Source organism: Myxococcus qinghaiensis (genome assembly GCF_024198215.1).
GTDB lineage: Bacteria > Myxococcota > Myxococcia > Myxococcales > Myxococcaceae > Myxococcus > Myxococcus qinghaiensis.
Genome location: NZ_JAKCFA010000008.1, coordinates 364,005 through 385,084 on the forward strand (window position 1 = coordinate 364,005; position 21,080 = coordinate 385,084).

At 68.9% G+C, this 21,080-nt stretch carries 18 protein-coding genes and 1 pseudogene; 8 read left to right on the plus strand and 11 right to left on the minus strand.

What is annotated here, in order from left to right:
- Window positions 1-17: 17 nt before the first annotated feature.
- The gene (locus LZ199_RS17505) at window positions 18-374 is read left to right on the plus strand and encodes a hypothetical protein (RefSeq protein WP_253994844.1); all 357 of its coding nucleotides are present in this window, start codon (window positions 18-20) and stop codon (window positions 372-374) included.
- A gap of 60 nt (window positions 375-434) precedes the next feature.
- On the opposite strand, the gene LZ199_RS17510 is transcribed toward LZ199_RS17505, so the two are convergent.
- The gene (locus LZ199_RS17510) at window positions 435-1,928 is read right to left on the minus strand and encodes a carboxypeptidase M32 (RefSeq protein ID WP_253994845.1); all 1,494 of its coding nucleotides are present in this window, start codon (window positions 1,926-1,928) and stop codon (window positions 435-437) included.
- Between the two features lie 68 nt (window positions 1,929-1,996).
- On the opposite strand from LZ199_RS17510, the gene LZ199_RS17515 reads away from it, so the two are divergent.
- The gene (locus LZ199_RS17515; protein ID WP_253994846.1) at window positions 1,997-2,539 is read left to right on the plus strand and encodes a hypothetical protein; all 543 of its coding nucleotides are present in this window, start codon (window positions 1,997-1,999) and stop codon (window positions 2,537-2,539) included.
- 6 nt (window positions 2,540-2,545) lie between these two features.
- Here the strand turns inward: LZ199_RS17515 and LZ199_RS17520 are convergent, their stop codons facing one another.
- The 3 genes from LZ199_RS17520 to LZ199_RS17530 form a co-directional block, all read right to left on the minus strand.
- Window positions 2,546-4,399 carry a HEAT repeat domain-containing protein gene (locus LZ199_RS17520; protein WP_253994847.1) on the minus strand — a complete coding sequence of 618 codons (1,854 nt, stop codon included), beginning with the start codon at window positions 4,397-4,399 and terminating at the stop codon, window positions 2,546-2,548.
- 24 nt (window positions 4,400-4,423) lie between these two features.
- Window positions 4,424-6,853 (minus strand): hypothetical protein, encoded by a 2,430-nt coding sequence (locus tag LZ199_RS17525; RefSeq protein ID WP_253994848.1) that lies wholly within the window; start codon window positions 6,851-6,853, stop codon window positions 4,424-4,426.
- Between the two features lie 195 nt (window positions 6,854-7,048).
- Window positions 7,049-8,674 (minus strand): peptide chain release factor 3, encoded by a 1,626-nt coding sequence (locus tag LZ199_RS17530; protein ID WP_253994849.1) that lies wholly within the window; start codon window positions 8,672-8,674, stop codon window positions 7,049-7,051.
- A gap of 116 nt (window positions 8,675-8,790) precedes the next feature.
- On the opposite strand from LZ199_RS17530, the gene LZ199_RS17535 reads away from it, so the two are divergent.
- From LZ199_RS17535 to LZ199_RS17545, 3 genes are all read left to right on the plus strand, one after another.
- Window positions 8,791-9,198 carry a RidA family protein gene (locus LZ199_RS17535; protein ID WP_253994850.1) on the plus strand — a complete coding sequence of 136 codons (408 nt, stop codon included), beginning with the start codon at window positions 8,791-8,793 and terminating at the stop codon, window positions 9,196-9,198.
- Window positions 9,199-9,279: 81 nt separating this feature from the next.
- Window positions 9,280-10,182 carry a helix-hairpin-helix domain-containing protein gene (locus LZ199_RS17540; protein WP_253994851.1) on the plus strand — a complete coding sequence of 301 codons (903 nt, stop codon included), beginning with the start codon at window positions 9,280-9,282 and terminating at the stop codon, window positions 10,180-10,182.
- A gap of 67 nt (window positions 10,183-10,249) precedes the next feature.
- On the plus strand, window positions 10,250-10,489 hold the full coding sequence (locus tag LZ199_RS17545; RefSeq protein WP_253994852.1) for an addiction module protein: 240 nt from the start codon (window positions 10,250-10,252) through the stop codon (window positions 10,487-10,489).
- Between the two features lie 392 nt (window positions 10,490-10,881).
- On the opposite strand, the gene LZ199_RS17550 is transcribed toward LZ199_RS17545, so the two are convergent.
- The 4 genes and pseudogenes from LZ199_RS17550 to LZ199_RS17565 all read right to left on the minus strand — a co-directional run.
- The gene (locus LZ199_RS17550; RefSeq protein ID WP_253994853.1) at window positions 10,882-12,948 is read right to left on the minus strand and encodes a kelch motif-containing protein; all 2,067 of its coding nucleotides are present in this window, start codon (window positions 12,946-12,948) and stop codon (window positions 10,882-10,884) included.
- Between the two features lie 314 nt (window positions 12,949-13,262).
- Window positions 13,263-14,066 (minus strand): ABC transporter permease, encoded by an 804-nt coding sequence (locus LZ199_RS17555; protein WP_253994854.1) that lies wholly within the window; start codon window positions 14,064-14,066, stop codon window positions 13,263-13,265.
- Between the two features lie 4 nt (window positions 14,067-14,070).
- Window positions 14,071-14,877 (minus strand): ABC transporter permease, encoded by an 807-nt coding sequence (locus LZ199_RS17560; protein WP_253994855.1) that lies wholly within the window; start codon window positions 14,875-14,877, stop codon window positions 14,071-14,073.
- Window positions 14,874-15,773 (minus strand): annotated as a pseudogene (locus LZ199_RS17565) (ABC transporter ATP-binding protein); the annotation flags it as partial. The pseudogene LZ199_RS17565 and the gene LZ199_RS17560, both read right to left, overlap by 4 nt.
- A 232-nt stretch (window positions 15,774-16,005) precedes the next feature.
- Here LZ199_RS17565 and LZ199_RS17570 point away from each other — a divergent pair.
- Entirely contained in the window at window positions 16,006-17,220 is a 1,215-nt protein-coding gene (locus LZ199_RS17570; protein ID WP_253994856.1) for a small ribosomal subunit Rsm22 family protein, read from the plus strand.
- A 381-nt stretch (window positions 17,221-17,601) separates the two neighbouring features.
- Here the strand turns inward: LZ199_RS17570 and LZ199_RS17575 are convergent, their stop codons facing one another.
- Window positions 17,602-17,793: a hypothetical protein gene (locus tag LZ199_RS17575; protein ID WP_253994857.1), complete on the minus strand. Its 192-nt coding sequence runs from the start codon at window positions 17,791-17,793 to the stop codon at window positions 17,602-17,604.
- Between the two features lie 250 nt (window positions 17,794-18,043).
- On the opposite strand from LZ199_RS17575, the gene pip reads away from it, so the two are divergent.
- Window positions 18,044-19,012, plus strand: coding sequence for a prolyl aminopeptidase (gene pip, locus LZ199_RS17580; RefSeq protein ID WP_253994858.1), 969 nt, complete (start codon window positions 18,044-18,046; stop codon window positions 19,010-19,012).
- Window positions 19,013-19,029: 17 nt separating this feature from the next.
- Here pip and LZ199_RS17585 read toward each other — a convergent pair whose 3' ends face one another.
- Together LZ199_RS17585 and LZ199_RS17590 are read right to left on the minus strand one after the other, a co-directional pair.
- A complete protein-coding gene (locus LZ199_RS17585) occupies window positions 19,030-19,911 on the minus strand; it encodes a CPBP family intramembrane glutamic endopeptidase (protein WP_253994859.1) in 882 nt (293 codons plus the stop codon).
- A 14-nt stretch (window positions 19,912-19,925) separates the two neighbouring features.
- The gene (locus tag LZ199_RS17590) at window positions 19,926-20,405 is read right to left on the minus strand and encodes a MarR family winged helix-turn-helix transcriptional regulator (protein WP_253994860.1); all 480 of its coding nucleotides are present in this window, start codon (window positions 20,403-20,405) and stop codon (window positions 19,926-19,928) included.
- A 117-nt stretch (window positions 20,406-20,522) separates the two neighbouring features.
- Here LZ199_RS17590 and LZ199_RS17595 point away from each other — a divergent pair, with 117 nt between their 5' ends.
- Complete coding sequence (locus tag LZ199_RS17595; RefSeq protein ID WP_253994861.1) at window positions 20,523-20,966, plus strand: DUF697 domain-containing protein; 444 nt, start codon at window positions 20,523-20,525, stop codon at window positions 20,964-20,966.
- Window positions 20,967-21,080 lie beyond the last annotated feature (114 nt).

Genomic DNA, 21,080 nt, shown 5'->3' on the forward strand with positions numbered 1-21,080 from the left:
GTTCGGAGGTGCGAGCGATGACGGGAGCGAGACTGGGCGGTGCTCGCGCGGACGTGTCGCGCTGCATTGATGCGAGCCTCCAGTGCCAGGCGTCCTGCGAGGCGGGCATGGCGAGGTTGGTGGCGCAGGGCGAGCCGCTGAGCAGCGCCTCCGTGCGCGTGCTGCGGCAGTGCGCGGAGCTGTGCGAGCTCAACGTGCGTGCGCTGCGCAAGGACAGCCGCCTGTCGCGGCGCACCACCAGCCTGTGCTTCGAGCTGAGCAGCCTCGTGGCGCGCACGGCCTGGCTGGACGCGGATGATCCAGGCTCGTACACGCTGGCGAAGGACGCGCTGCGGCTGGCCCGCTCCTGCCACCCGCTCCTGTTCTCGTTCTGAACAGCGCTGATTCCAGGGCGAGCGGCGACTGACTCCGCTCGACCCCGTCTCCGGCGAACCTCAGAGCGTGACGCCGTAGAGCGCACCGTACTTCGCGCACAGGTACCCGATGAAGTCCACGTCGGTGAGGCCCTGTCCCGTGACTTCGCGCACCCGCGCCTCCGCCGGCAGACGGAAGCCCTGGCGGTGGATGCGCTCACGCAGCCAGTCGCGCAGCGGCAGCATCTTCCCCTGTCGAAGCCGTCCGTCCAGATCCGGCAGCTCCCGCGCGGCGACGCGGTAGAGCGAGGCCGAGTAGAGGTTGCCCAGGGAGTACGTCGGGAAGTAGCCCAGCTCGCCCCAGGCCCAGTGGATGTCCTGGAGCACGCCCTGCGTGTCGTCGGGCGGCGTGACGCCGAGGTAGCGCTCCATGCGCTCGTTCCACGCGGAGGGCAGGTCCGCGAGCGGCAGCTCGTCGCGGATGAGCAACAGCTCCAGCTCGTAGCGCACGGCGATGTGGAGGTTGTACGTCACCTCGTCGGACTCGGTGCGGATGAGCGACGGGCGCACGTCGTTGACGACGGTGAGGAACGCGTCCAGGTCCGCGTGCGCCAGCGCGTCGGGGAAGCTCGCGCGCAGCAGCGGGAAGTAGTGCTCCCAGAAGGGGCGGCCTCGTCCCACCAGGTTCTCCCAGAGCCGCGACTGCGACTCGTGCAGTCCCATGGAGGGCGAGGCCGCCAGCGGCGTGCGGTGGTGCTCGGGCGCGAAGCCCTGCTCGAACAGGCCGTGCCCCGCCTCGTGGATGGTGCTGAAGAGGGCGGGCAGCGGGTTCGATTCGTCGACATGCGTCGTCAGCCGCACGTCGAGCGGGTGCGTGCCCCCGGTGAAGGGATGGATGCTCAAGTCCTGCCGGCCCGCCTCCAGGTCGAAGCCCAGGTCCGCGAGCAGCCGCAGCGTGAAGCGAAACTGCGCGTCCTTGTCGAAGTGCCGCCCGTCGAAGAGGGCCGGCGCCTGTCGCTTCGCGCCCGTGAGCTTGCCCACCATGGGGATGAGCTGCTCGCGCAGCGTGGTCAGCACCGGGGTGAGCCGGGAGACGCGCATGCCGGGCTCGTAGCCCTCCAGCAAGGCGTCGTAGCGCTCGCCGTCATGGCCGTACGCATCCGCCTGCTCGCGGCGCAGCTCCAGGAGGCGCTGGAGGGCGGGCTGGAAGCGGGCGAAGCGGCGCTCCTTTCGGGCCTCGCGCCACGCCTGGAGGCCATGGCTCTGGGCCTCGGCCAGGGCGCGGACAAGGGCGGCGGGCACACACACCTCGCGCTCCCGCTCGCGCTGGAGGACCGTCACCATGGCGCGCTCGTCGTCCGTCAGACCCGCCTCGGTGGCCGCCTTGGCGAGCGCGTCGCCCAGCCGAGGGTCCACCAGGCGCTCGTGGTGGATGCCCTGCAGGGTGGAGAGCTGGTGGGCGCGCGCGGAGCCCGCCTTGGAGGGCAGGTACGTCTCCTGGTCCCACGTGGCGAGGCCGATGAGCCCCTGGAGGTCCTTCAGCTCCTGCATCCGGGAAAGCAGCCAGGTATCCATGAAGTCTCTATAACCCGCCTCACCCCGGGCTTTCGCGGGGAGGTGCACAAGGATATGAGGGCCGGGCAATGGCCAATGTCCTTCAGTTCTTCATGATTCCCGACGACGAGCTCGCCTTCTTCCGCTTCCTGGAGCGCTTCGTGCTGGAGGTGTACCCCCGGCGCGTTCCAGCGGACTGGACGACGTTCCGCGCCCATCAGGACAACATGGAGCGGCTGCCCGAGGAGGAGATGTACCTGGTGGCCAGCGATTTGGGCCCCGCCATCGTCGACAAGATGAAGCGCGGCCCGGACAAGGGCTACTGGCGCGTGGACGAGGTACGCTCCCCTGTCATCTTCCTGGAGCGATGCCGCACCAACGAGGAGGGCGAGCTGCTCAGCGGCAAGCTCTGGGCGGAGCTGGACATCACCGCGCAGACGGGCCGGAAGAACGCGGCGCCGGACCGCTTCCGGCGCCTGTTCATGGACATCGAGGAGCACGTGAAGAAGACGTTCCGTCGCGGCCAGCCGAAGGACTTCTTCGTCGGCCCCAAGACGGCCCGCCTCTACAAGGAAGGCCTCGTCCTGCGCGACTCCGCGTTCCGGGGCGGCACGGTGAACGTCTACAAGTAGCGCGTCTCAGGTCCCCAGCAGGCCCCGGATGCGCGTGAGCACCTGCCGGTCCGGGACGTCCTGCGTGAGCAGGTGACTCAGCAGCTCACGCACCACGTCCGGCTCCGATTCCAGGTACGGCGCCACCAGCGACACGAACACGTGGTAGTTCTCCACCTTCACCCCGCCGTTCAGCGCCAGGTCCCGCAGGTCCATCAGCAGGCCCGTGTCCAGCGGGCGCCGCCCCAGGGACTCCATCGCCGTGGCCTGCACGGGCTGCTGGGCGTCCGCCGCCAGGGACAACAAGGTCATCGTGGCCTCTGGAGTCGCAATCTTCCGCAGCGCCTTCGCGGAGGCCCGGCGCACCTCGGGGCTCGTCGCGCTCGCGTAGCCCGCGATGACGTCGGCCTGCTCTGTGACACCCGCATTGCCCAGCGCCATCAAGAGGTGAGCCTGCTCTTCCGGGGCCTTCGACGCGCGGAGGTCGTCGGCCAGTCGCTGCACCGCCGCCCACGCCTCGGGTGACTGCTCCTGCCGGTAGAGCGCTCCGGCCGTAGAGCCCAGCGTGTACGTGCTGGCGACGCGCAGCTCGCCCTCGGTGGACGCGTAGGTCTTCTCCGCGAAGCGCACCGTGTCCGAGGTGGGGTTGCTCACCAGGGACAGCCGGCCGAGCAGCATGCCGTACCGCGCATCCCCGGTGGCCTCCCGTGAGGACAGCGCCTGGACGAGCGCGGCCTGCGCCTCGGGCGTCCCCGTGCCGGCCAGCAAATCCAGCAGCAACGCGCGGCCCTTCACCTGGAGCGTCGGCCGTCGGAAGAGTTCCACCAGCCGCGCGCACAGCTCCGGCTGCTGCTCCAAGAGGCCGGTGGCCTGGAGCAGGAAGTGGTTGTGGTCCGGCAGCGTGCCGACGTTGGCGAACTGCTCGAGCAACGTGAAGAGGCGGTCGGCCGTCATGCCATCCACCTGCTGCGTCAACATCTGTGCCCGCACCTTTGGGTCCACCACCATCGTCCCCGGCGCCAGGCGCTGGAGCACGGCGACGGCCACCGGGGCCTTGTCGGCCTCGAAGTGGCCCGTGGCGCCCCGGACCAGGCTCACCCGGACATGCGAGGCCGCGGACACGTTGCCGTCCGTCCCCAAGCGCTCCACCGTCTCCTCTCCTTCGACGCGGTCCAGCACGCCCTCGCGAGCCACGTCCGCCTCGAAGCGCGAGTCGAGCCGCACCGTGCCGCCCTGCCCCATTCCCCGAAGCTCCACGTACTCCACGCGGCGCTTGTGCAGCCGCACCACCTCCGCATCCTCGTCCCGCCGCGAGTACTCCGTCCGGGCGCGGCCCCGCGAGGTCGGCTCCTCGACGGACCACGTGGCCCCCTCCCGGAGCACCACCTGGAGCTCGCCCACCAGCGACTGCACGGTGTTCTTGAACAGCGACGGGTCGTCCTCGAGGAAGGAGACCGCCCGAACGACGCCATCCGGGTCCACCTCCAGCAGGGCCTCCCGGCCCAGGAACACCGCGTCCACGGAGGCGGCATCCGGGAGCAGCTCCTGCCCCAGGACTCGCAGCGAGTGCTGGCTCAGGTTCTCCAGACGCAGGCCCACCCGCTGCACGGCGCCTTGCCCGCCATGGCCACGAAGCACCAGGTCCCCCGTGAGGTGGACCTGACCGGCCAGCGAGGCTTGTTTCCCCTGGCCGGCGAGCTGGACGCGGCTGTCGGCCGTGTAGTCCAGGCGATACGTCCAGCTCCGCCCCTGCGGGAAGCGGAATTGGAAGGGTACTGCGACGGGAGACGCCTTGGGTTCATGACCCAGACCCACCCAGGCGGCTGTGCAAAGGAGCAGTGCCAGCACGGCACCACCGATGAGAGTCTTTCGCGTGTTCATGGGCGTCTCCCGTCGTGACTGTGATTAAAGCGCGCGCAGGTCGGCGACCAGCACGGAGACGTTCCTGTCGAACAGCTTCACGTTGTCGTGGATGCCGTCCCAGCTCACGATGGTCGCCTCGAACTCCTCCTCGAGAGGCCAGATGCCCACCTCCAGATAGGCGGCGATACTCCCGGAGAGGAACGTGAACTTGAGGTCGGCCTTGCCCGCCATCCCGAGCGTGAAGGCGGAAGCACCGTTCGCGCCGTAGTTCAGACCGACGGTGGCGTCGACGGGGACGGAGGCATGCACGAGCTGGAGCTTGCCCTTGATGCCCGCCTCGACGATGAACAGGTCGACTCCCGCGTACAGCTCTCCATCCACCTTGGCGTAGGGCTCAATCTTCCCCGCGAGGCTGATGGAGTTCACCCGGCACCCGGTGGACCCAATCGGGGTCACCTTGTGCTCGCCGCCCACGCTGTAGTCGAGCCCCACCACTCCCGCCACCTTGGCGCCCAGCGTGACGGGCACCACCACGATGACGAACGTCGTCTCCACATCCACCAGGGTGGCGGACTTCGACTTCGCGCCTGACACCAGGTTGAACTGACCCGCGACCAGGTCCCTGTGCACATCCGCCACGGGGATGGTGTTGTCGAGGACGTCCAGGTCGACATCGGCGCGGGAGTCGGAAATCCTCGCCTCGGCGTGGACCAGTTGGACGCTCTTGCTGAACGCGCGGCCGGTGGCGTCGAAGCGCCCGTAGACCTCCGGAGTCATCGCGCAGTCGCTCGCCGTCACGTTCTTCACCTCGGCGGACACCTGGTAGTCGGCGGTGGCGCCGAACGTCTCATCTCCCAGGCTGTAGCTGTCACCCGCCTCCCACTTCATGCGAAGGGCCGCCGTGTACGGGTCCCGCACCGCGCCCGTCGCCGCGGACAGGGCATTGAGATAGGAGTCCCGCCGGGTGAAGTACGTCTCCAGCACCGAGGGCCGCCCCGTGTAGTCCTGGGCGGGGAAGTTCACCTTGCCAGCAATCACCAGGGCCTTGCTCTTGAGCGCCGCGAAGTCGTCGTTGGTGTAGTCCACGCACTTCTGGAAGGCCTGCTCGCGAGGCGCCTGATACAGGTTCAACACCCGCTGGGCAAAGCGCTTGGGCGACCAGTCACACGGCGCGGGCGCGGTGGCGCTCTGGAAGGCGAGGCAGCCGCGCGACTGCGCCGTGAGCAGCGCCGCTTCGATGGCGGCGTCCAGCGCCACCAGCGAATAGGCCATGCCCACCAGCGGGTTCACCGGGTCCTCGTCGTCCAACATGGCGCCCTGGGCCGCGCCGGCCTGCAACGTCCCGGGCAGCGGCCGGTACTGATTGCCAATCTCAGACTGGATGGTGGAGACCAGCTGCTGTCGCTGCCGGAGCAGCGAGGCGAAGTCCGACTTCAGGCGCTCCAGCGCATACATCTCCTCGTCCAGCACGGCCGCGTTTCGCTGGCCCATGGATTTGTGCCAGCTCCAGCTCTCGTTGTAGTAGCTGGCGCCCTGGTTGAGGGTGGTGCGCATGGCCGTGGGGAGGACGGTGCCGTAGAGGTTCATCGCCCGGCCCGCGTTCTTCAGGGTGATGAGGGCTCCGCCCCGGACGCCCGGCATGACCGCCGCCTTGTCCTCGGTGCCCTGGCCGATGATGACCTTGCCTGTCACGTTCGCCGGCACCGTGAAGAACTCGTTCTTGGGCAGCCCCGTGGGGAAGGTGATGGACGGCTGGAAGGCGGTCCCATCCTTGCCCCGTTGAATGGAGCTGGAGATGCCACGCGTGCCAATGGCGGACACCGGGACGGGGTTGCCATTCCGCGCGACGTCGTACGCGACATTGTAGAGGGCGCGGTAGTCGGTCCCCGACGCGGCAATGGCATCCTCGAAGACGCTGTAGTCGTAGTACTTCTCGAAGACGTACTCGGCACACGAGTTGATGACATTGCCACTGGTATTCCAGTCGGTCCGCTGCTGGCTGCGACTGAGCTTCAACAGGGCCGAGTAGAACGTCGTGGCCGGGAAGTAGGCCTGGGCCCGATGCACCGACCCCAGATAGAAGCCCGACAGGCCGCTGAGGCTCAGGGTGTTGGCATCATCCTTCAGGAAGGCCACGGACTTCGTGAAGGCATCCGGAGCGACGACCTGCCCCGCCGCGTTCAGCGTGGGCGGCACCACCACCGTGCGCTGGCCCAGCTCCGTCGCCGCGCTGGTCGCCGCGTTCTTGATGAGCGTGTTACAGGCCGCATTGGGATTGGTCTCCGCGGCCATGCGTGCGATTTTCGCACAAAACAAGACAGGGTTCTGGCAGTCCGCCAACGTCGCGGTGTAGTCCGCGCACAGATTGGGGACTGGGGTGATGGGAGGGACGGCGGCGAAGGCGGGAACAGCGGACACGACAAGGCCCAACGCGGAAAGACTCTCCGCGAGGCGACGACGCAGCAATGACATGACTGTCTCTTTCGAATTGAAAGGGGTTGTCCTTCCAACGCGACCCAGTCGTTTTCTGCGCTGCCGATTTATTCCGTGATTTTCAAAAGCGCTTCGAGCGTGCGCCGCCTGGGCTGAGAGGAGTCAAGCCCGACCTCCCCTGGGTGTGCCCGGCGGCGTCTTGTCACAGCTCAAGAATCGCTTCGTCGCCGCGCTTCAGCTGCCGGTGGCGATGGGCGCCAGCTTGCGCAGCATGGGCGCTTCATTGAGGAACTTCAGGTCCGGGTGTTTGTCTTCGGCGTGCTGGAGGGCCCAGTCGTCGCGGAAGAGGACCAGCGGCAGGCCGTCGCGGTCCTGCACCGTCTGACGGTTGCCTTCCCAGTCGAAGGACTTGGGGTCGAAGTTGGGCCCCACCACCCAGCGCGCGTGGCTGAAGGGCAGCCGGTCCAGGGCAATCTTCGCCCCGTACTCGTGCTCGAGCCGGTACTGGAGGACCTCGAACTGGAGGGCGCCCACCACGCCGACAATCGGGTCCTTCATGCCCATGCTGAGCTGCTGGAAGATCTGCACGGTGCCCTCTTCCGAGAGCTGCTCCAGGCCCTTCTCCATCTGCTTGCGGCGCAGGGGGTCCTTGGAGCGCACCACGGCGAAGTGCTCGGGGCTGAAGCGCGGCACGCCCTCGAACTCCACGTCGGTGCCCTCGGCGAGCGTGTCGCCGATGCGGTACTGCCCCGGGTCGAACAGGCCGATGACGTCGCCGGGCCAGGCGTCTTCAATCGCGGTGCGCTCGGCGGCCATGAACTGGCTCGGCTTGGCCAGACGCACTTCCTTGCCCAGCCGCGAGTGGAACGCGTTCATGCCCTTCACGTACCGGCCGCTCACCACGCGCATGAAGGCGATGCGGTCTCTGTGCGCGGGGTCCATGTTCGCCTGAATCTTGAACACGAAGCCTGCGAACTTGGGGTTGTTGGGCTCGCGCGGGCCCAGCGTCGTCTGACGCGAGGTGGGCGCGGGGGCCAGGTCCAGGAAGGCGTCGAGGAACGGGCGCACGCCGAAGTTCGTCATCGCGCTGCCGAAGAACATGGGCGTCAGCTGGCCCGTGTCGCTCTTCTCGCGGGTGAACTCGTCACCGCCGATGTCGAGCAGCTCGATGTCCTCGTGGAGCTTGGCCAGCTCCGACTCGGTGAGCACCGACTTGATGTCCTCCGAGTCGATGGGGACCGAGCGCTCGCCGACCTCCGACTCGCCGTGGGAGCCCTCGGCGGAGAAGACGTGGACGACGCGGGCCTGCCGGTCATAGACGCCGCGGAACTCCGGCCCCATGCCGATGGGCCAGTTCATCGGGTAGGAGCGGATGCCGAGCACCTGCTCCAGCTCGTTCATGAGCTCCAGCGGCTCGCGGCCGTAGCGGTCCAACTTGTTGACGAAGGTGAAGATGGGGATGCCGCGCAGGCGGCACACCTTGAAGAGCTTCTTCGTCTGGGGCTCGACGCCCTTGGCGGCGTCGATGAGCATCACCGCCGCGTCGGCCGCGGCCAGGGTGCGGTAGGTGTCCTCGGAGAAGTCCTGGTGGCCCGGGGTGTCCAGCAGGTTGACGGCGTGGTCCCGGTACACGAACTGGAGGACGGACGAGGTGACGGAGATACCGCGCTCCTTCTCCAGCTCCATCCAGTCGCTGGTGGCGTGGCGCCGCGCGCGCTTGGCCTTGACGCTGCCGGCCAGATGGATGGCGCCGCCGTACAGCAGCAGCTTCTCCGTCAGCGTCGTCTTGCCCGCGTCGGGGTGGGAGATGATCGCGAAGGTGCGCCGCCGGGCGACCTCCCTGTCGAGCTCGTTCGTCATGACCCGGGGCCAACTACCACGGGCCGTGTTTCCTTGCAGCCAGCAAGGAGCCCCTGGCGGTCCGGCCGGGGCTCATGGGAGGGTCCGCCCACACTTTCTCGCCTTGGGAGGCAGCCATGCAGCGGACCCATCACTCCACGGGTACCCCCTGGGAGCCCCGTGTGGGCTACTCGCGCGCGGTGCGGGTGGGGCCCTTCGTCTCCGTCTCTGGGACCACGGCCACGGACGCCTCGGGTCAGGTCGTCGGGGCGGGGGATGCCTACCTGCAGGCAACCCAGGCGCTGCGCAACATCGAGTCCGCGCTCCAGGCGGTGGGAGCGGGGCTGAAGGACGTGGTGCGCACGCGGATGTACGTCACGGACATCTCCCGCTGGGAGGAGGTGGGCCGGGCGCACGGGGAGTTCTTCGCCAGCATCCGTCCGGTGACGTCGATGGTGGAGGTGAGCAAGCTCATCTCCCCGGAGATGCTGGTGGAAATCGAGGCGGACGCCATCGTCGCGGACGCGCTTGGCAAGGCGCCCTGAAGGACGGGCGCTCCCCTGCCCGCCCGGTGGGGGATGCCGGGGTGGTCGCCATGGGCCCGACGCTCCAAGTTGGAAGGAGCCATGGGCGTCGAATGGAAGGACAACATCGGCATCGCGGATGCCTTGGAGCGGGTGGCGGACCTGCTGGAGGAGCAGGACTCGATGCCCTTCCGGATTTCGGCCTACCGCAAGGCGGCGGGGACGATTGGCGGGTGGCCGGAGTCCGTGGCGGAGCTCCTGGCGTCAAAGGGCGAGGCGGGGCTGAGGGAGCTGCCGGGGGTGGGCAAGAGCATCGCCGCGGCGATTGCGGAGCTGGTGCGCACGGGGCAGCTCGGGTTGTTGCAGCGCCTGGAGGATGAGTCCTCGCCCGAGCAGTTGCTCGCCAGTGTGCCGGGCATCGGACCGGAGCTGGCGCGGCGGATTCACGAGGAGCTGGGGGTGCGCTCGTTGGAGGAGCTGGAGCAGGCGGCGCACGACGGCAGGCTCGAGGCGGTGGAGGGCTTCGGGCCGCGACGCGGGCAGCAGGTGAAGGACTTGCTCGAGGCGCGGCTGGGGCGGAATCGCAGAGGCGCGGCGCGCAAGAGCGCGAGTCAGGACGAGGGGCCTCGGCCGGAGGTGGGGGTATTGTTGCAGGTGGACGAGGAGTACCGCCGGAAGGCGGACGCGGGAGAGCTGCGGACCATCGCGCCCCGGCGATTCAATCCCTCGGGTGAGGCGTGGCTGCCGGTGATGCGGCGCACGCTGGACGGGTGGAATGTGCGGGCGCTGTTCTCCAACACGGCGCTGGCACATCAGCAGAAGGCGACGCACGACTGGGTGGTGCTGTACTTCGACCAGGAGGGCGACGAGGGACAGTGCACCATCGTCACCGCGCACGGTGGGCCGCTGGACGGCCGGCGTGTCGTGAGAGGCCGCGAGACGGAGTGCCTGGCGTATTACGGCGTGGAGTCCGAAGAGACGGAGGCGCCTCAGCCTGGGGCGTGAGTCCGGGAAGTCGGGCTGACGACAGTCCCTGCTGCCAACGGCGGCGACGGCGAGTAGGATTCACTGCATGGCCACCAAGGACGAGTTGCTCACCAGCGTCTTGAGCCTCCCACCCGAGGAGCGCGCCGAAGTCGCGCACAAGCTACTGCTCAGTCTCGATGAGGAGCCAGCGCAGGAGGACTCCGGTTCAGAGTGGTCGCAAGAGCTGGAGCGTCGCGCCACGGACATCCGCGAAGGCCGCGTCGAGACAGTCCCCTGGGAGGACGTGGAGCGCCAGGTCGCCGCTCGCCTGAAGCAGCGACGCTGATGCCGCGAACCCAGCTCCATCCAGAAGCCGTCCACGAGGTGCGAACCACCGTGGACTGGTACGAAGACAAGCGCGCGGGCCTCGGCGGCGAGTTCCTGACGGAACTCCAACGAAGCCTGGGAGCCATTTCCGAGAACCCTCTCGGGTTTCCGCTCTGGCCTGACGCACGCACGAGAACCCCCGACATTCATCGCTTCCGCATGGAGCGATTCCCATTCGTCCTGCCGTACATGGTCCTCGATGGGCAGGTGTTCATCCTGGCCATTGCCCATGAGCGTCGCCATCCCACGTACTGGCAGCGACGCGTCGCATCCGCCTCTCACCACTGACATGGGCGGCCCACCCATCCCGCCCGCGTCCACCTCGGGACGCGGGCGGAAAGAGCCCTGACGTCAGGGCGCGGGTGTGTACAGCTCCGCGGAGGACAGCGCGCCGCTGGTCCCCAGGCCTCCCGCGACGAGCACCCGTCCCGAGATGGCCAGCCGGGTCACCGTGGCGCTCGACAGCGCGTTGGACATGGTGCCCGCGGACGTCCACTGGCCGAGCGCCGGGTCGAACACCTCCGTCGTCGACAAGAGGCCCGTGGCGGCCCCGGCGTCCCCGCCCAGCACCAGCACGCGGCCCGAGGACAACACGGAGGCCAGCGCCCCGTAGCGACTGCTCGTCATCGGCGCCACCGTCGTCCAGCCACCCTGGGCCGGGTCATAAATCTCGGCCGTGGCCAGCGCGCCGCCCAGCCCCCAGCCACCCGCCACCAGCACCTTGCCGCCCGGCAGCGCCACCGCGATGTGCCCGTAGCGCGTGCCCGCCATGGAGCCCGTCTGCGTCCACTGGCCCGTGTGCATGTCGTAGAGCTCGGCGGTCGCCGTGTCTCCCGACGGCGTCGTGCCCCCCACCACCAGCACCTTCCCGGACAGCAACATCGTCGCGGTGTGGTTGACGCGGCGCACGCTCATCGAGCCCGTGGCGCGCCATGTCCCAGAGGGCGGGTCATACAGCTCCGCCGTGGCGAGGATGCTGCTGAAGCTGGAGGACATCCGTCCGCCCGTCACCAGCACCTGCCCGGACTCCAGCAACGTGGTGGTGTGCCGCGAGCGGTTCCCCGCCATCGCCCCGGTGCTGCTCCACTGCCCGGTGGCCAGGTCATACACCTCCGCGGACGACAGGTAGACCGACGAGCTGCCCTGCCCGCCCGCCACCAGCACGTTGCCCGACGGCAGCTCCGCCGCCCCATGCAGGAAGCGCGGCGTGACGAGGCTCCCCGTCTGCGTCCACGTCACCAGGTGCTCGTCATACAGCTCCGCGCCCGACAGGCCGCTGCTCCCGGTCCCCGTCCCGCCCGCCACCAGCACCTTGCCGGAGTCGAGCAGCGTCACCGAGTGGTGATACCGCGCCGCCGACATCGTGGCCGTGGGGCGCCAGGGCGGCGTGGGCACCGAGAACCGCTCGGCCGACGAGGCCCCCTGCGTGCCCTCCGCGCTGCCTCCCGTGACGAACACCTCGCCCTGGAGGAGCAGCGTGGCCGTGTGTCCCAGCCGGCTCGCGCTCATCGGCGGCGTCGCGCTCCAGCGCGCGAGCGTCGGGTCGAAGATGGTCGCGGTCTGCAGATACGGGCTGTTGCCATCCGTGCCGCCCGTGACGAGCACCTCGCCCGAGTGCAGCAGCGTCGCCGTGTGCTGCGCCCGCTCGCCCGGCAGCTGCCAGGCCACCGGGGCCCAGGTGCCAGCGCTGGGGTCGTACAGCTCCGAGGTCCGCGAGGCGGTGAACTCGTCGAGGAAGCCGCCCGCCACCAACACCTTGCCGGACAACAGCCGCGTCGCGCTGTGCCCCGCGCGCGCGGTGGACAGGTTCGCCACCTGGGTCCACAGGCCGGTGCTCGGCTCATACAGCTCCACGTCCCTGACGAACTCACCCCGGGGCCCGACGCGGCCTCCGGTGACCATCACCCTCCCGTTGCCCAGCAGCGTCGCCGTGTGCCCGACGCGCGGCCTGCGCAGCCCGCCCGTGGAGGCCCACGTCCCCGTCGCCGGGTCATAGAGCCGCGCGGTGGACAACCCCGTGCCCGCGCCATTCTCTCCGCCCACCACCAGCACCTTCCCGTTCGACAGCAACGTCGCCGTGTGCCCGGAGCGCAGCGTGTCGAGGCTCCCCGTCGCCGCCCAGCCCCCCGTGGTGGGGTCATACAGCTCCGCGGTGCCCGTGGCCGACGCACCGGAGTCGCCGCCCGCGACCAGCACCTTGCCGTTGTTGAGGAGCGTCGCGGTGTGCCTGCGCCGCGCGGCCCCCAGCGTGCCGCCGGACAACCAGCGCACGCCCTTCGAGTCATACAACTCCGCGTTCGCCGAGGACTGGCCGCCCACCACCAGCACATTGCCGGTGCGCAGCAGCGTCGCGGTGTGGTCCATCCGCTGGAGCGACATGCTCGGCGTGGGCGTCCAGCCCTGGCTCGCCGAATCCAAGCCCGCAGTGCTTTCCGCGTTTGACGGTTCTGCAAATTCCTCGTGTGAGCATCCCGCCAGGACGAGCGCCGTCACAAGCGCGGCCAGGCGGCCGAGCCCGATACATCGATTCATGGGTGGGGGTCCTTTCCCTTCGGGGGGTGTGCGCCTGACGAGCCGCACGCAGCGGCCCTTACCCCAGCCCCGAGGAAGGAGGCCAATTCGGCACCTGAAAAATTACGTCGACACCGGCTGAAACAGGTGGGGTTGATACACCCCACCACCGAGTCAGCAAGCGCTCGACAGGCCGGGAGGCTCGGGTGACGTGAGAGGGATTAGCTGCTGGCCGAGGTGTAGTGGCCGATGGAGCGAATCCAGACGCGCCGCGCCACCCACGCGAAGGCGGCGGAGCCCACCACCGCGCCCACCAGCGACAGCGCCGGCAGCCGGCCCAGCATGGCCTCCGCGGGGAAGGTGGTCATCAAGGCCAGGGGAATCACGTACGTGAAGACGAGCGTCAGCGCCCCCTTCGCCACGCCCTTGAACACGGACGAGGGCCACCGCGCGAAGTCGAAGATGGACGTGAAGAGGTACGTGAGGTTGTCCACCCGGACGACGAAGAACGCGGCGCTCACCGTCAATATCCACAGCGAGTACAGGAGCACCGTGCTGGTGCCCAGGAGCAAGAGCGACGTCAGGAGCCCCAGTGGCGAGGGCCCGCGCCCCAGGAGCAGGAAGGCGTAGATGAAGAGGCCCAGGCCGGTGAGCACGTTGAACGCGCGCCACGGCAGGAAGCGCTGCGTGGACACGAGGAACTGCGCGTCCGCGGGCTTGAGCAGCACGAAGTCCAGCGTGCCCTTGCGGATGTGCTCCACCACGCCGGTGAGGCTGGGGTTGATGGCGCCCTCGAGGATGCCTTGCAGCAGGGTGAACCAGCCCACGACGAGCAGCGCCTCGCCAAAGCTCCAGCCCTCGACTTCCGGCCGGCTGCTGTAGACGACGAACAGCGGCGCCAGCGCGGTGAAGACCCAGCACAGGGACGTGAACCCGTCGGTGAAGAAGTCCGCCCGGTACTGGAGCGCCTGGAGCCCGGACGCCTTGAGCTGCACTGTCAGCAGTCGCAGATATCGCCGCACCATGCCCCTACCCTCCGAACGCCGCGAAGCGCTTCACACCCTGCTTCCAGAGCCCCACCGCGAGCGCGCCCATCCCCAATACCCACGCCCACTGCCGCGCCACCAGGCCCAGCGCGGTGGGCAGGTCATGCGCGTTCGTCATCAACTCCACCGGCAGCCCCATCTGGTAGCGGAAGGGCAGCCAGTCGATGACGGTGCGCAGGCCCTCCGGGAGGAACTCCACCGGGTACATGTAGCCGGAGCAGACGAAGAAGAGGACCATCCACACCTCCATCATCTTCTGGCTGCTGTCGAGGAAGAGGCTCAGCGCGCCGATGGCCACGTTGGCCAGGAAGGTGATGGCCCAACCGCCCAGGACAGCGACGAGGAACAGCCCCCACTGCCACGCGTGCTGGGGCACCGCCTTGTCCGCGCCCACCAGCGCGATGCTCAGCAGCACCACGGGCAGGGCCACCACGACGCGCATGGGGAAGCCCGCCACGTTGTCGGACGCGTAGCCCCACAAGGGAGAGATGGGGCGAAGGAGGCGCATCGCCAGCGTGCCCTGCTTCACCTCCCAGTTGATGAGCCACGCGGCCCACGCGCTGGTGAGCTGGCGCACCGCGAAGGTGGCCAGGAAGTAGCCCACGAAGTCCGCCTGGCCGAAGTTGCCCACCGGGGCGCTCTTGGCCACCGCCATCCACAGCACCATGTTGACCAGCGGCATGGTGGTGGACAGCACCCAGACGAACATCTCCGCCCGGTAGGCCACCGACTCCGCGAAGCTCACGCGCAGCATGGTGGGCAGGGCCCGCAGCAGACCTCGGGCATTCATGCCGGCACCGACTCCGCGGCCTGGAGCCTGCGGGCCTTGTTCTCGGCGAAGAGCTCGCTCATGACCTCTTCCAGGGGCGCGTTCTCCACCGTCAGGTCCGTCACCGGCAGCCCGGACAGCGCGCGGGAGATGGTGGCGTTGACCGCGTCCTGCTTCACCTGGAGCACCGCGGTGCCCGCCTCGTGTGTCACCAGCTTGCCCAGGGACTCCAGGCGCGAGGCGTCCACCACTTCCGACAGCCGCAGCACCACGCGCTTCTCCGGGCGCACGCGCTGCACCAGCGCCTCCAGGCTGCCGTCGTAGGAGAGCAGGCCCTTGTCGATGACGATGACGCGCGGGCAGAGGGCCGCCACGTCGTCCATGTAGTGGCTGGTGAGGATGAGCGTGGCGCCGTACTTCTCGTTGTAGTCCTTGATGAACGTGCGCATGGTGGCCTGCATGGACACGTCCAGGCCGATGGTGGGCTCGTCCAGGAAGAGCACGCGGGGCCGGTGGATGAGGGCCGCGGCCAGCTCGCACTTCATCCGCTCGCCCAGGGAGAGCTGGCGCGTCGGCTTGCCGATGAGGTCGCCAATCTCCAAGAGCCCCACCAGCTCGTCCAACGTCTGCTTGTATTGGAGCGTGGGCACGTCGTAGATGGCGCGGTTGAGCTCGAAGGTCTCCGCCGGAGGCAAGTCCCACAGGAGCTGCTGCTTCTGCCCCATGACGAGCATGATTTTCTTGAGGAACGCCTCCTCGCGCAGGCGAGGCACGTGCCCGTCCACGCGGACCTCGCCCTCGGAGGGGTGCAGGAGGCCGGAGAGGACCTTGAGCGTCGTCGTCTTGCCGGCGCCATTGGGGCCCAGGAAGCCCACGCGCTCTCCCGGACGGATGTCGAAGGAGATGCCGTCCACCGCCTTCACGGAGGTGTAGGTGCGATGGAAGAGCGAGCGGAGGGCTGCCTTGAGGCCCGGCGGGCGCTTGTGGACTTTGTAGTGCTTGCGCAGCCCGTGGACGGAGATCATGTGCGACAAGGGTTTAACGCGGACGTCCCCGGGAGGCGACCGTGGAGTTGAGCAAGTGGCGGGGTGACAACGGGTTGACATGGGCGGCTTCCGGGAGCGGCCCCTCGGTCGAAGGCTTGGCGGGATGAGCAACGGATACAGCAAGGACCTGGAGCGGTGGATGCCGCGGCTCATCGCCGTGTGGCGCGCGTCACGCGGCAAGGGTGACGGGCCGGAGGGGCGACTGACGCCCCAGGAAGTGAAGGAAGTGGGCGCCGGCGTGCGCCAGCTCTCGATGGGTTTGACGCGGGAGCGTCAGCTCGCCGGGGCGCGTTACATGGACGACCCGAAGCTGTTGGGCGCCTACCTGCTCTTCTACTGGCCGGTCTCCTACGCGCAGGCCCGGCAGGTGCTCGGGGAGCTGCCGAACCGGCCCCGGCAGGTGCTGGATTTGGGCAGCGGCCCGGGTCCGGTGGCCTTCGCGGCGCTGGACGCGGGCGGGAAGGAAGTGACGGCGGCGGACCGCAGCAAGGCGGCGCTCAACCTGGCGCGCGCGCTGGCGACGGAGGCCGGCGAGGCGCTGGCCACCCGGGAGTGGGACCCGACGAAGAAGGCCGCGGTGCTGCCGGAGGGGCAGTACGACCTGATTACGATGGGTCACGTCATCAACGAGCTGTACGGCACGGGGGACAGCGCGACGACGCCTCGGGCGGCGCTGCTCGAGGCGGCCCTGGCGAAGGTGAAGCGCGGCGGCAGCCTGCTGGTGATGGAGCCCGCGCTGCGGGAGACGAGCCGGGGCCTCTTGCACGTGCGCGACGCGATGGTGGCGCGAGGCTACGCGGTGCGCGCGCCGTGCATGTACCGGGGTGCGTGTCCGGCGCTGGTGAAGGAGACAGACTGGTGCCACGCGGAGCGGCCCTGGCCCATGCCTCGCGTGGTGGAGGAGCTGGCGCGGGCGGCGAGCCTGCACAAGGAAGCGCTGAAGATGAGCTACCTGGTGCTGGCGCCCAAGGGCGAGGAGTGGCCGGAGCCTCCGCCGGGTCGGCTGTTCCGCATCGTCTCCGAGCCGCTGGAGGGCAAGGGGCGGCACCGCTACATCGGCTGCGGGCCGGAGGGCCGCGTGGGCCTGGCGATGCAGGAGCGTCACCGCAATGAGAAGAACGAGCGGTTCCTCCAGTTGCACCGGGGTGACGTCATCGCGGTGACGGAGACGGAGCCCAAGGGCGACGGCCTGGCGCTGAGCGATGTCTCCGAGGTGCGGATGGTGGCGCCCGCGGGCAAGGGCGTGCCACCGCCGCCTCCGAAGGAGGACGCGCCCACGAACCCGGGAACCAGCCCGAGCCCGGGCGCGCCCTCCTGACGCGGAGGAGTCGCCGGCTCCGACACGGCCGGCGGCATGGTGCCTCCACGTGAATGTGCGGTTCGCGGGCTCCACTGAGGCCCGCGACCTGGGGCCACCTCGCTCCCCCTGAGATGCGCGAGGTGGTGTGACTTGCGCGGACTCGCCCGCGGCCTCCGCGCGCGAATCGTGAGTCGCGCGCGGTGCGCGGATGCCTTCGATGCCAAGCACGAACCATGAGCCGCGCGCCATGCGCGGTGCCTCTCGCTGCCGCGCACGAACCGCGAGCCGCACGAGGTCAGCAGCAGACTTCGATACTGCGCACGAACCGCGAGTCGCACGCGGTCAGCAGCGGACTTCGACACCTCGCGCGAATCGTGAGCCGCGCGGTGCCTCACGCGCTCAGGCGCGGGCTTGCGAGTAGGCTCCGGTGAGCACGTCGCGCATGTGGCGGAAGGACTTCACGCTGTCCTTCGCCGCGCTCATCGCGCCCTGAGCCAGGACGGTGGCCTGGATGCGGACCAGCGCGAGACGACGGGGTGCGGCCTTCTCTTCGTTCTTCCGAGGGGAGTTCATCAGGGAAGCGAGGTTCATGGAACGCTCCGGGGTGTGGGGAGACGCGAAGCAGCATCCACCCCTCCTGCAACCTCCACGTTGAGCCCGGGCAACATCGCCGTCACATCGCGCTCAGGCCCACGGGGCCGTGCGGCATGTGCCCTGCCCGACAGTCCCCACTCCAGGCAAGAGGACACGCGAACACCTCTGGACGGCGATGCGCGTGCGGGCCAGCGAGGAGGAACCGGTCTGCTAGCGTGAGCAGCTCTCTCGCTGTCCTGGAAGGCGCATGTCCGTTCCGTCCTCGCCGTCGCGGACGCTGTATCCCCCACTGGAACCCTACCGAATGGGCCGGTTGAGGGTCTCCATGCTCCACGAGCTGTACTTCGAGGAGTGCGGCAATCCGAAGGGCAAGCCCGTGGTCTTCGTCCACGGCGGGCCCGGAGGAGGCACGGACGCCAAGCAGCGGCGGTTCTTCGACCCGGCGGCCTACCGCATCATCCTCTTCGACCAGCGGGGCTGTGGCCGGAGCACGCCACACGCGAGCCTGGAGGAGAACACCACCTGGGACCTGGTCGCGGACATGGAGCGTCTGCGCGAGCACCTGGGCATCGAGCGCTGGCAGCTCTTCGGCGGCTCCTGGGGCAGCACGCTGTCGCTGGCCTATGCGCAGACGCATCCGGAGCGCGTCACGGAGCTGGTGCTGCGGGGCATCTTCCTCTTGCGCAAGCAGGAGCTGGACTGGTTCTACCAGCGCGGCGCGAGCGCCCTCTTCCCCGACGCGTGGGAGCACTATCTGGCGCCCATTCCTCCTGCGGAACGACATGACTTGCTGGGCGCGTACCACCGGCGCCTGACGAGCGCGGACGCGTCGACGCGACACGAGGCCGCGCGGGCCTGGAGCGTATGGGAGGCGCGGACCAGCTACCTGCATCCCAACCCGGAGCTGGTGGCGCGAAACAGCGCGGACGGCTTCGCCCTCGCCTTCGCGCGCATCGAGTGTCACTACTTCATGAACCGTGGGTTCCTGCGCTCGGACACGCAGTTGCTCGACGACGTGCCGCGCATCCGTCATCTCCCCGCGGTCATCGTCCAGGGTCGCTACGACGTGGTGTGCCCACCGGAGAGCGCGTGGGCGCTACATCAAGCGTGGCCGGAGGCGGAGTTGGTCATCGTTCCGGATGCGGGGCACTCGGCGAACGAGCCGGGCACCACGTCCGCGCTGGTGGAGGCCACGGACCGGTTCCGTCCACGCTGAGCGCCGGGGCTCGAACCTCAGGCCCCCTGGCCCACCTCGGCCGGCAGTGAGGTGGGAACTTCGCTCTGACGCGAGCCCTTCCAGCGCGCCAGGACCAGGGTGAACAGGGCCAGCACGACGATGCTGAAGACGGAGGCCTCCAGGCCATAGCTGCCTCCGGTGAGCCATTGAGGCAGGTCGTGGAAGACAGGCGTCCACGCGCCCTTCGACTCCGCGCCGCTCACGCCGAAGCCCAGCATGGCCAGCATCCCGTTCCAGCCCAGGTGCACGCCCACGGGAAGCGCGAGTCCTCCCGTGCGCAGGTAGCAGAGCCCCAACAGCAGACCCGCCAGGAAGGTGTTGGTCATCGCCACCACGAGCGCCCCTCCAGCCATGTCGGGGTAGGAATGGGCCAGACAGAAGACGACCGCGAACACGAGCTGCGTCCACACAGGCCCCATGCCCCGGATGGCGCGCTGGAAGGCGTAGCCGTGGAACAGCGTCTCCTCGAACACGGCCACCCCCAGCATGAGCCAGGCGGTCTTGAGGAGCACACCCGCGCCGTTATGCTCGGCTCGCACCAGATGGAAGCCGCCCAGTGCGAAGGGGACGACTGCCACCGCGCCCACCAGCACCACGCCGCACACGAGCCCGAATCCGAAGTCACGGCCCGTGCGCCGCGCCGAGTGGACACCCAGGGAGGACAAGCGCTCGCCTTCGAGGCGAAGGCACAGCCAGCTCGAGATGAGGACTCCGATGAAGGCACAGAGCGGCTCCGGCAGGGCTTGCCGCCACACCTGGGGCAGGTGGCGCTGGAGGAAGATGAGTCCCACCACCAGGACCACGCTCAACGCGATGGAGCCCAGGGCCTTCCAGCCGTTGCGCAGACGCCGCTCACTGTCGATGAAGATGGTTTTCATGGGAGATGTCATTCCTACGCGCCACGGCGCTTTGATTGCCGCCCGCGCGCCGCGGCGATGCGCTCATCGAACGACTTCTCTTCGAGCGCCTCGATGGCGAGGTCGAGCACCTCTGACAGCGGCACGGGAAGCTCGGCATCCAGACTGGCGGCGGCGCTCGCGGTGGCCCTCCAGCACGATTGAAGGCGAGGGAGCAGCGCGCGTCCCGTGGCACTGAGACGAATCCAGCGCTGGCGCCCATCCACGGGTCCTGGCTCCGAGAGCACCAGCCCCTCCTTGAGCATCAACGCCAGCGTCTGCGTCGTCGCGGGCTGGGTGAGACCGGCCGCCTCCGCGAGCTGGCCGATGGTCATCGGCTCCCGCTGCATCAGCGCTCGCACCAGCGGCGTGTAGCGTGGACGGTAGGCCAGGCCCTCTTCCTCGTAGGCCCGGCCAACCGCTCCATCCAGAAGCTCAATCAGGTGCCGCAGCTGCGTTCCAAGGCCCCGGTGCATGGGAGATATATAAGCGCTGATGTAAATCAGCCACAAGTGACTGGCCGTGTCGCTCCTCTTTCGGAGCGAGGCCGGAGTCCTTAAGGTGGGTGCGAACGACTGCCTGGGAGAACATCCATGTCCGCAGAGAAGGCCGCGCGAAGCTGGGTCGAGGAGAGCGCCCTGCGCGCCGCGGGTGCCGCCGCGATTCCCATCCCGGTGCCGGGTGCGCACACGGCGCTCACGTCCGCCATCGAGGCGTACATGATCTACCACGTGGCTGGCATCTACGGAGAGAAGCTCAGCCTCGGTGAGGCGCTCGGTCTGGTACCCACGCTGGGCGCGGGCATCGTGGCGCGCAAGGCGGCCAGCAGCATCGTCGGAGAGACGGTGGGATGGATTCCCGTCGCGGGATGGCTGCTCAAGGGCGCCGCCAGCGGAGGCACCGCGTTCGCCATGGGCGTGGCGGCGGTGACGTACTTCGAGAAGAAGTACCCGGGCCGCGAGGCGATTCCGTTCGACACCATGTCCATCAAGGACTGGGTGAAGGCCGCGCTCGCGCAGCTTGGCGTCAAGAAGTAGCCGAGGCTGGAGGCAAGGGTCCACGACCCGCAGGCATTTCCTCGTGGACGCCTTCGGTGTTTGAAACCGCCCTCTCCTGCTGTGGAAGGAGGACTCCGCCAGCCGCCTCCGGGC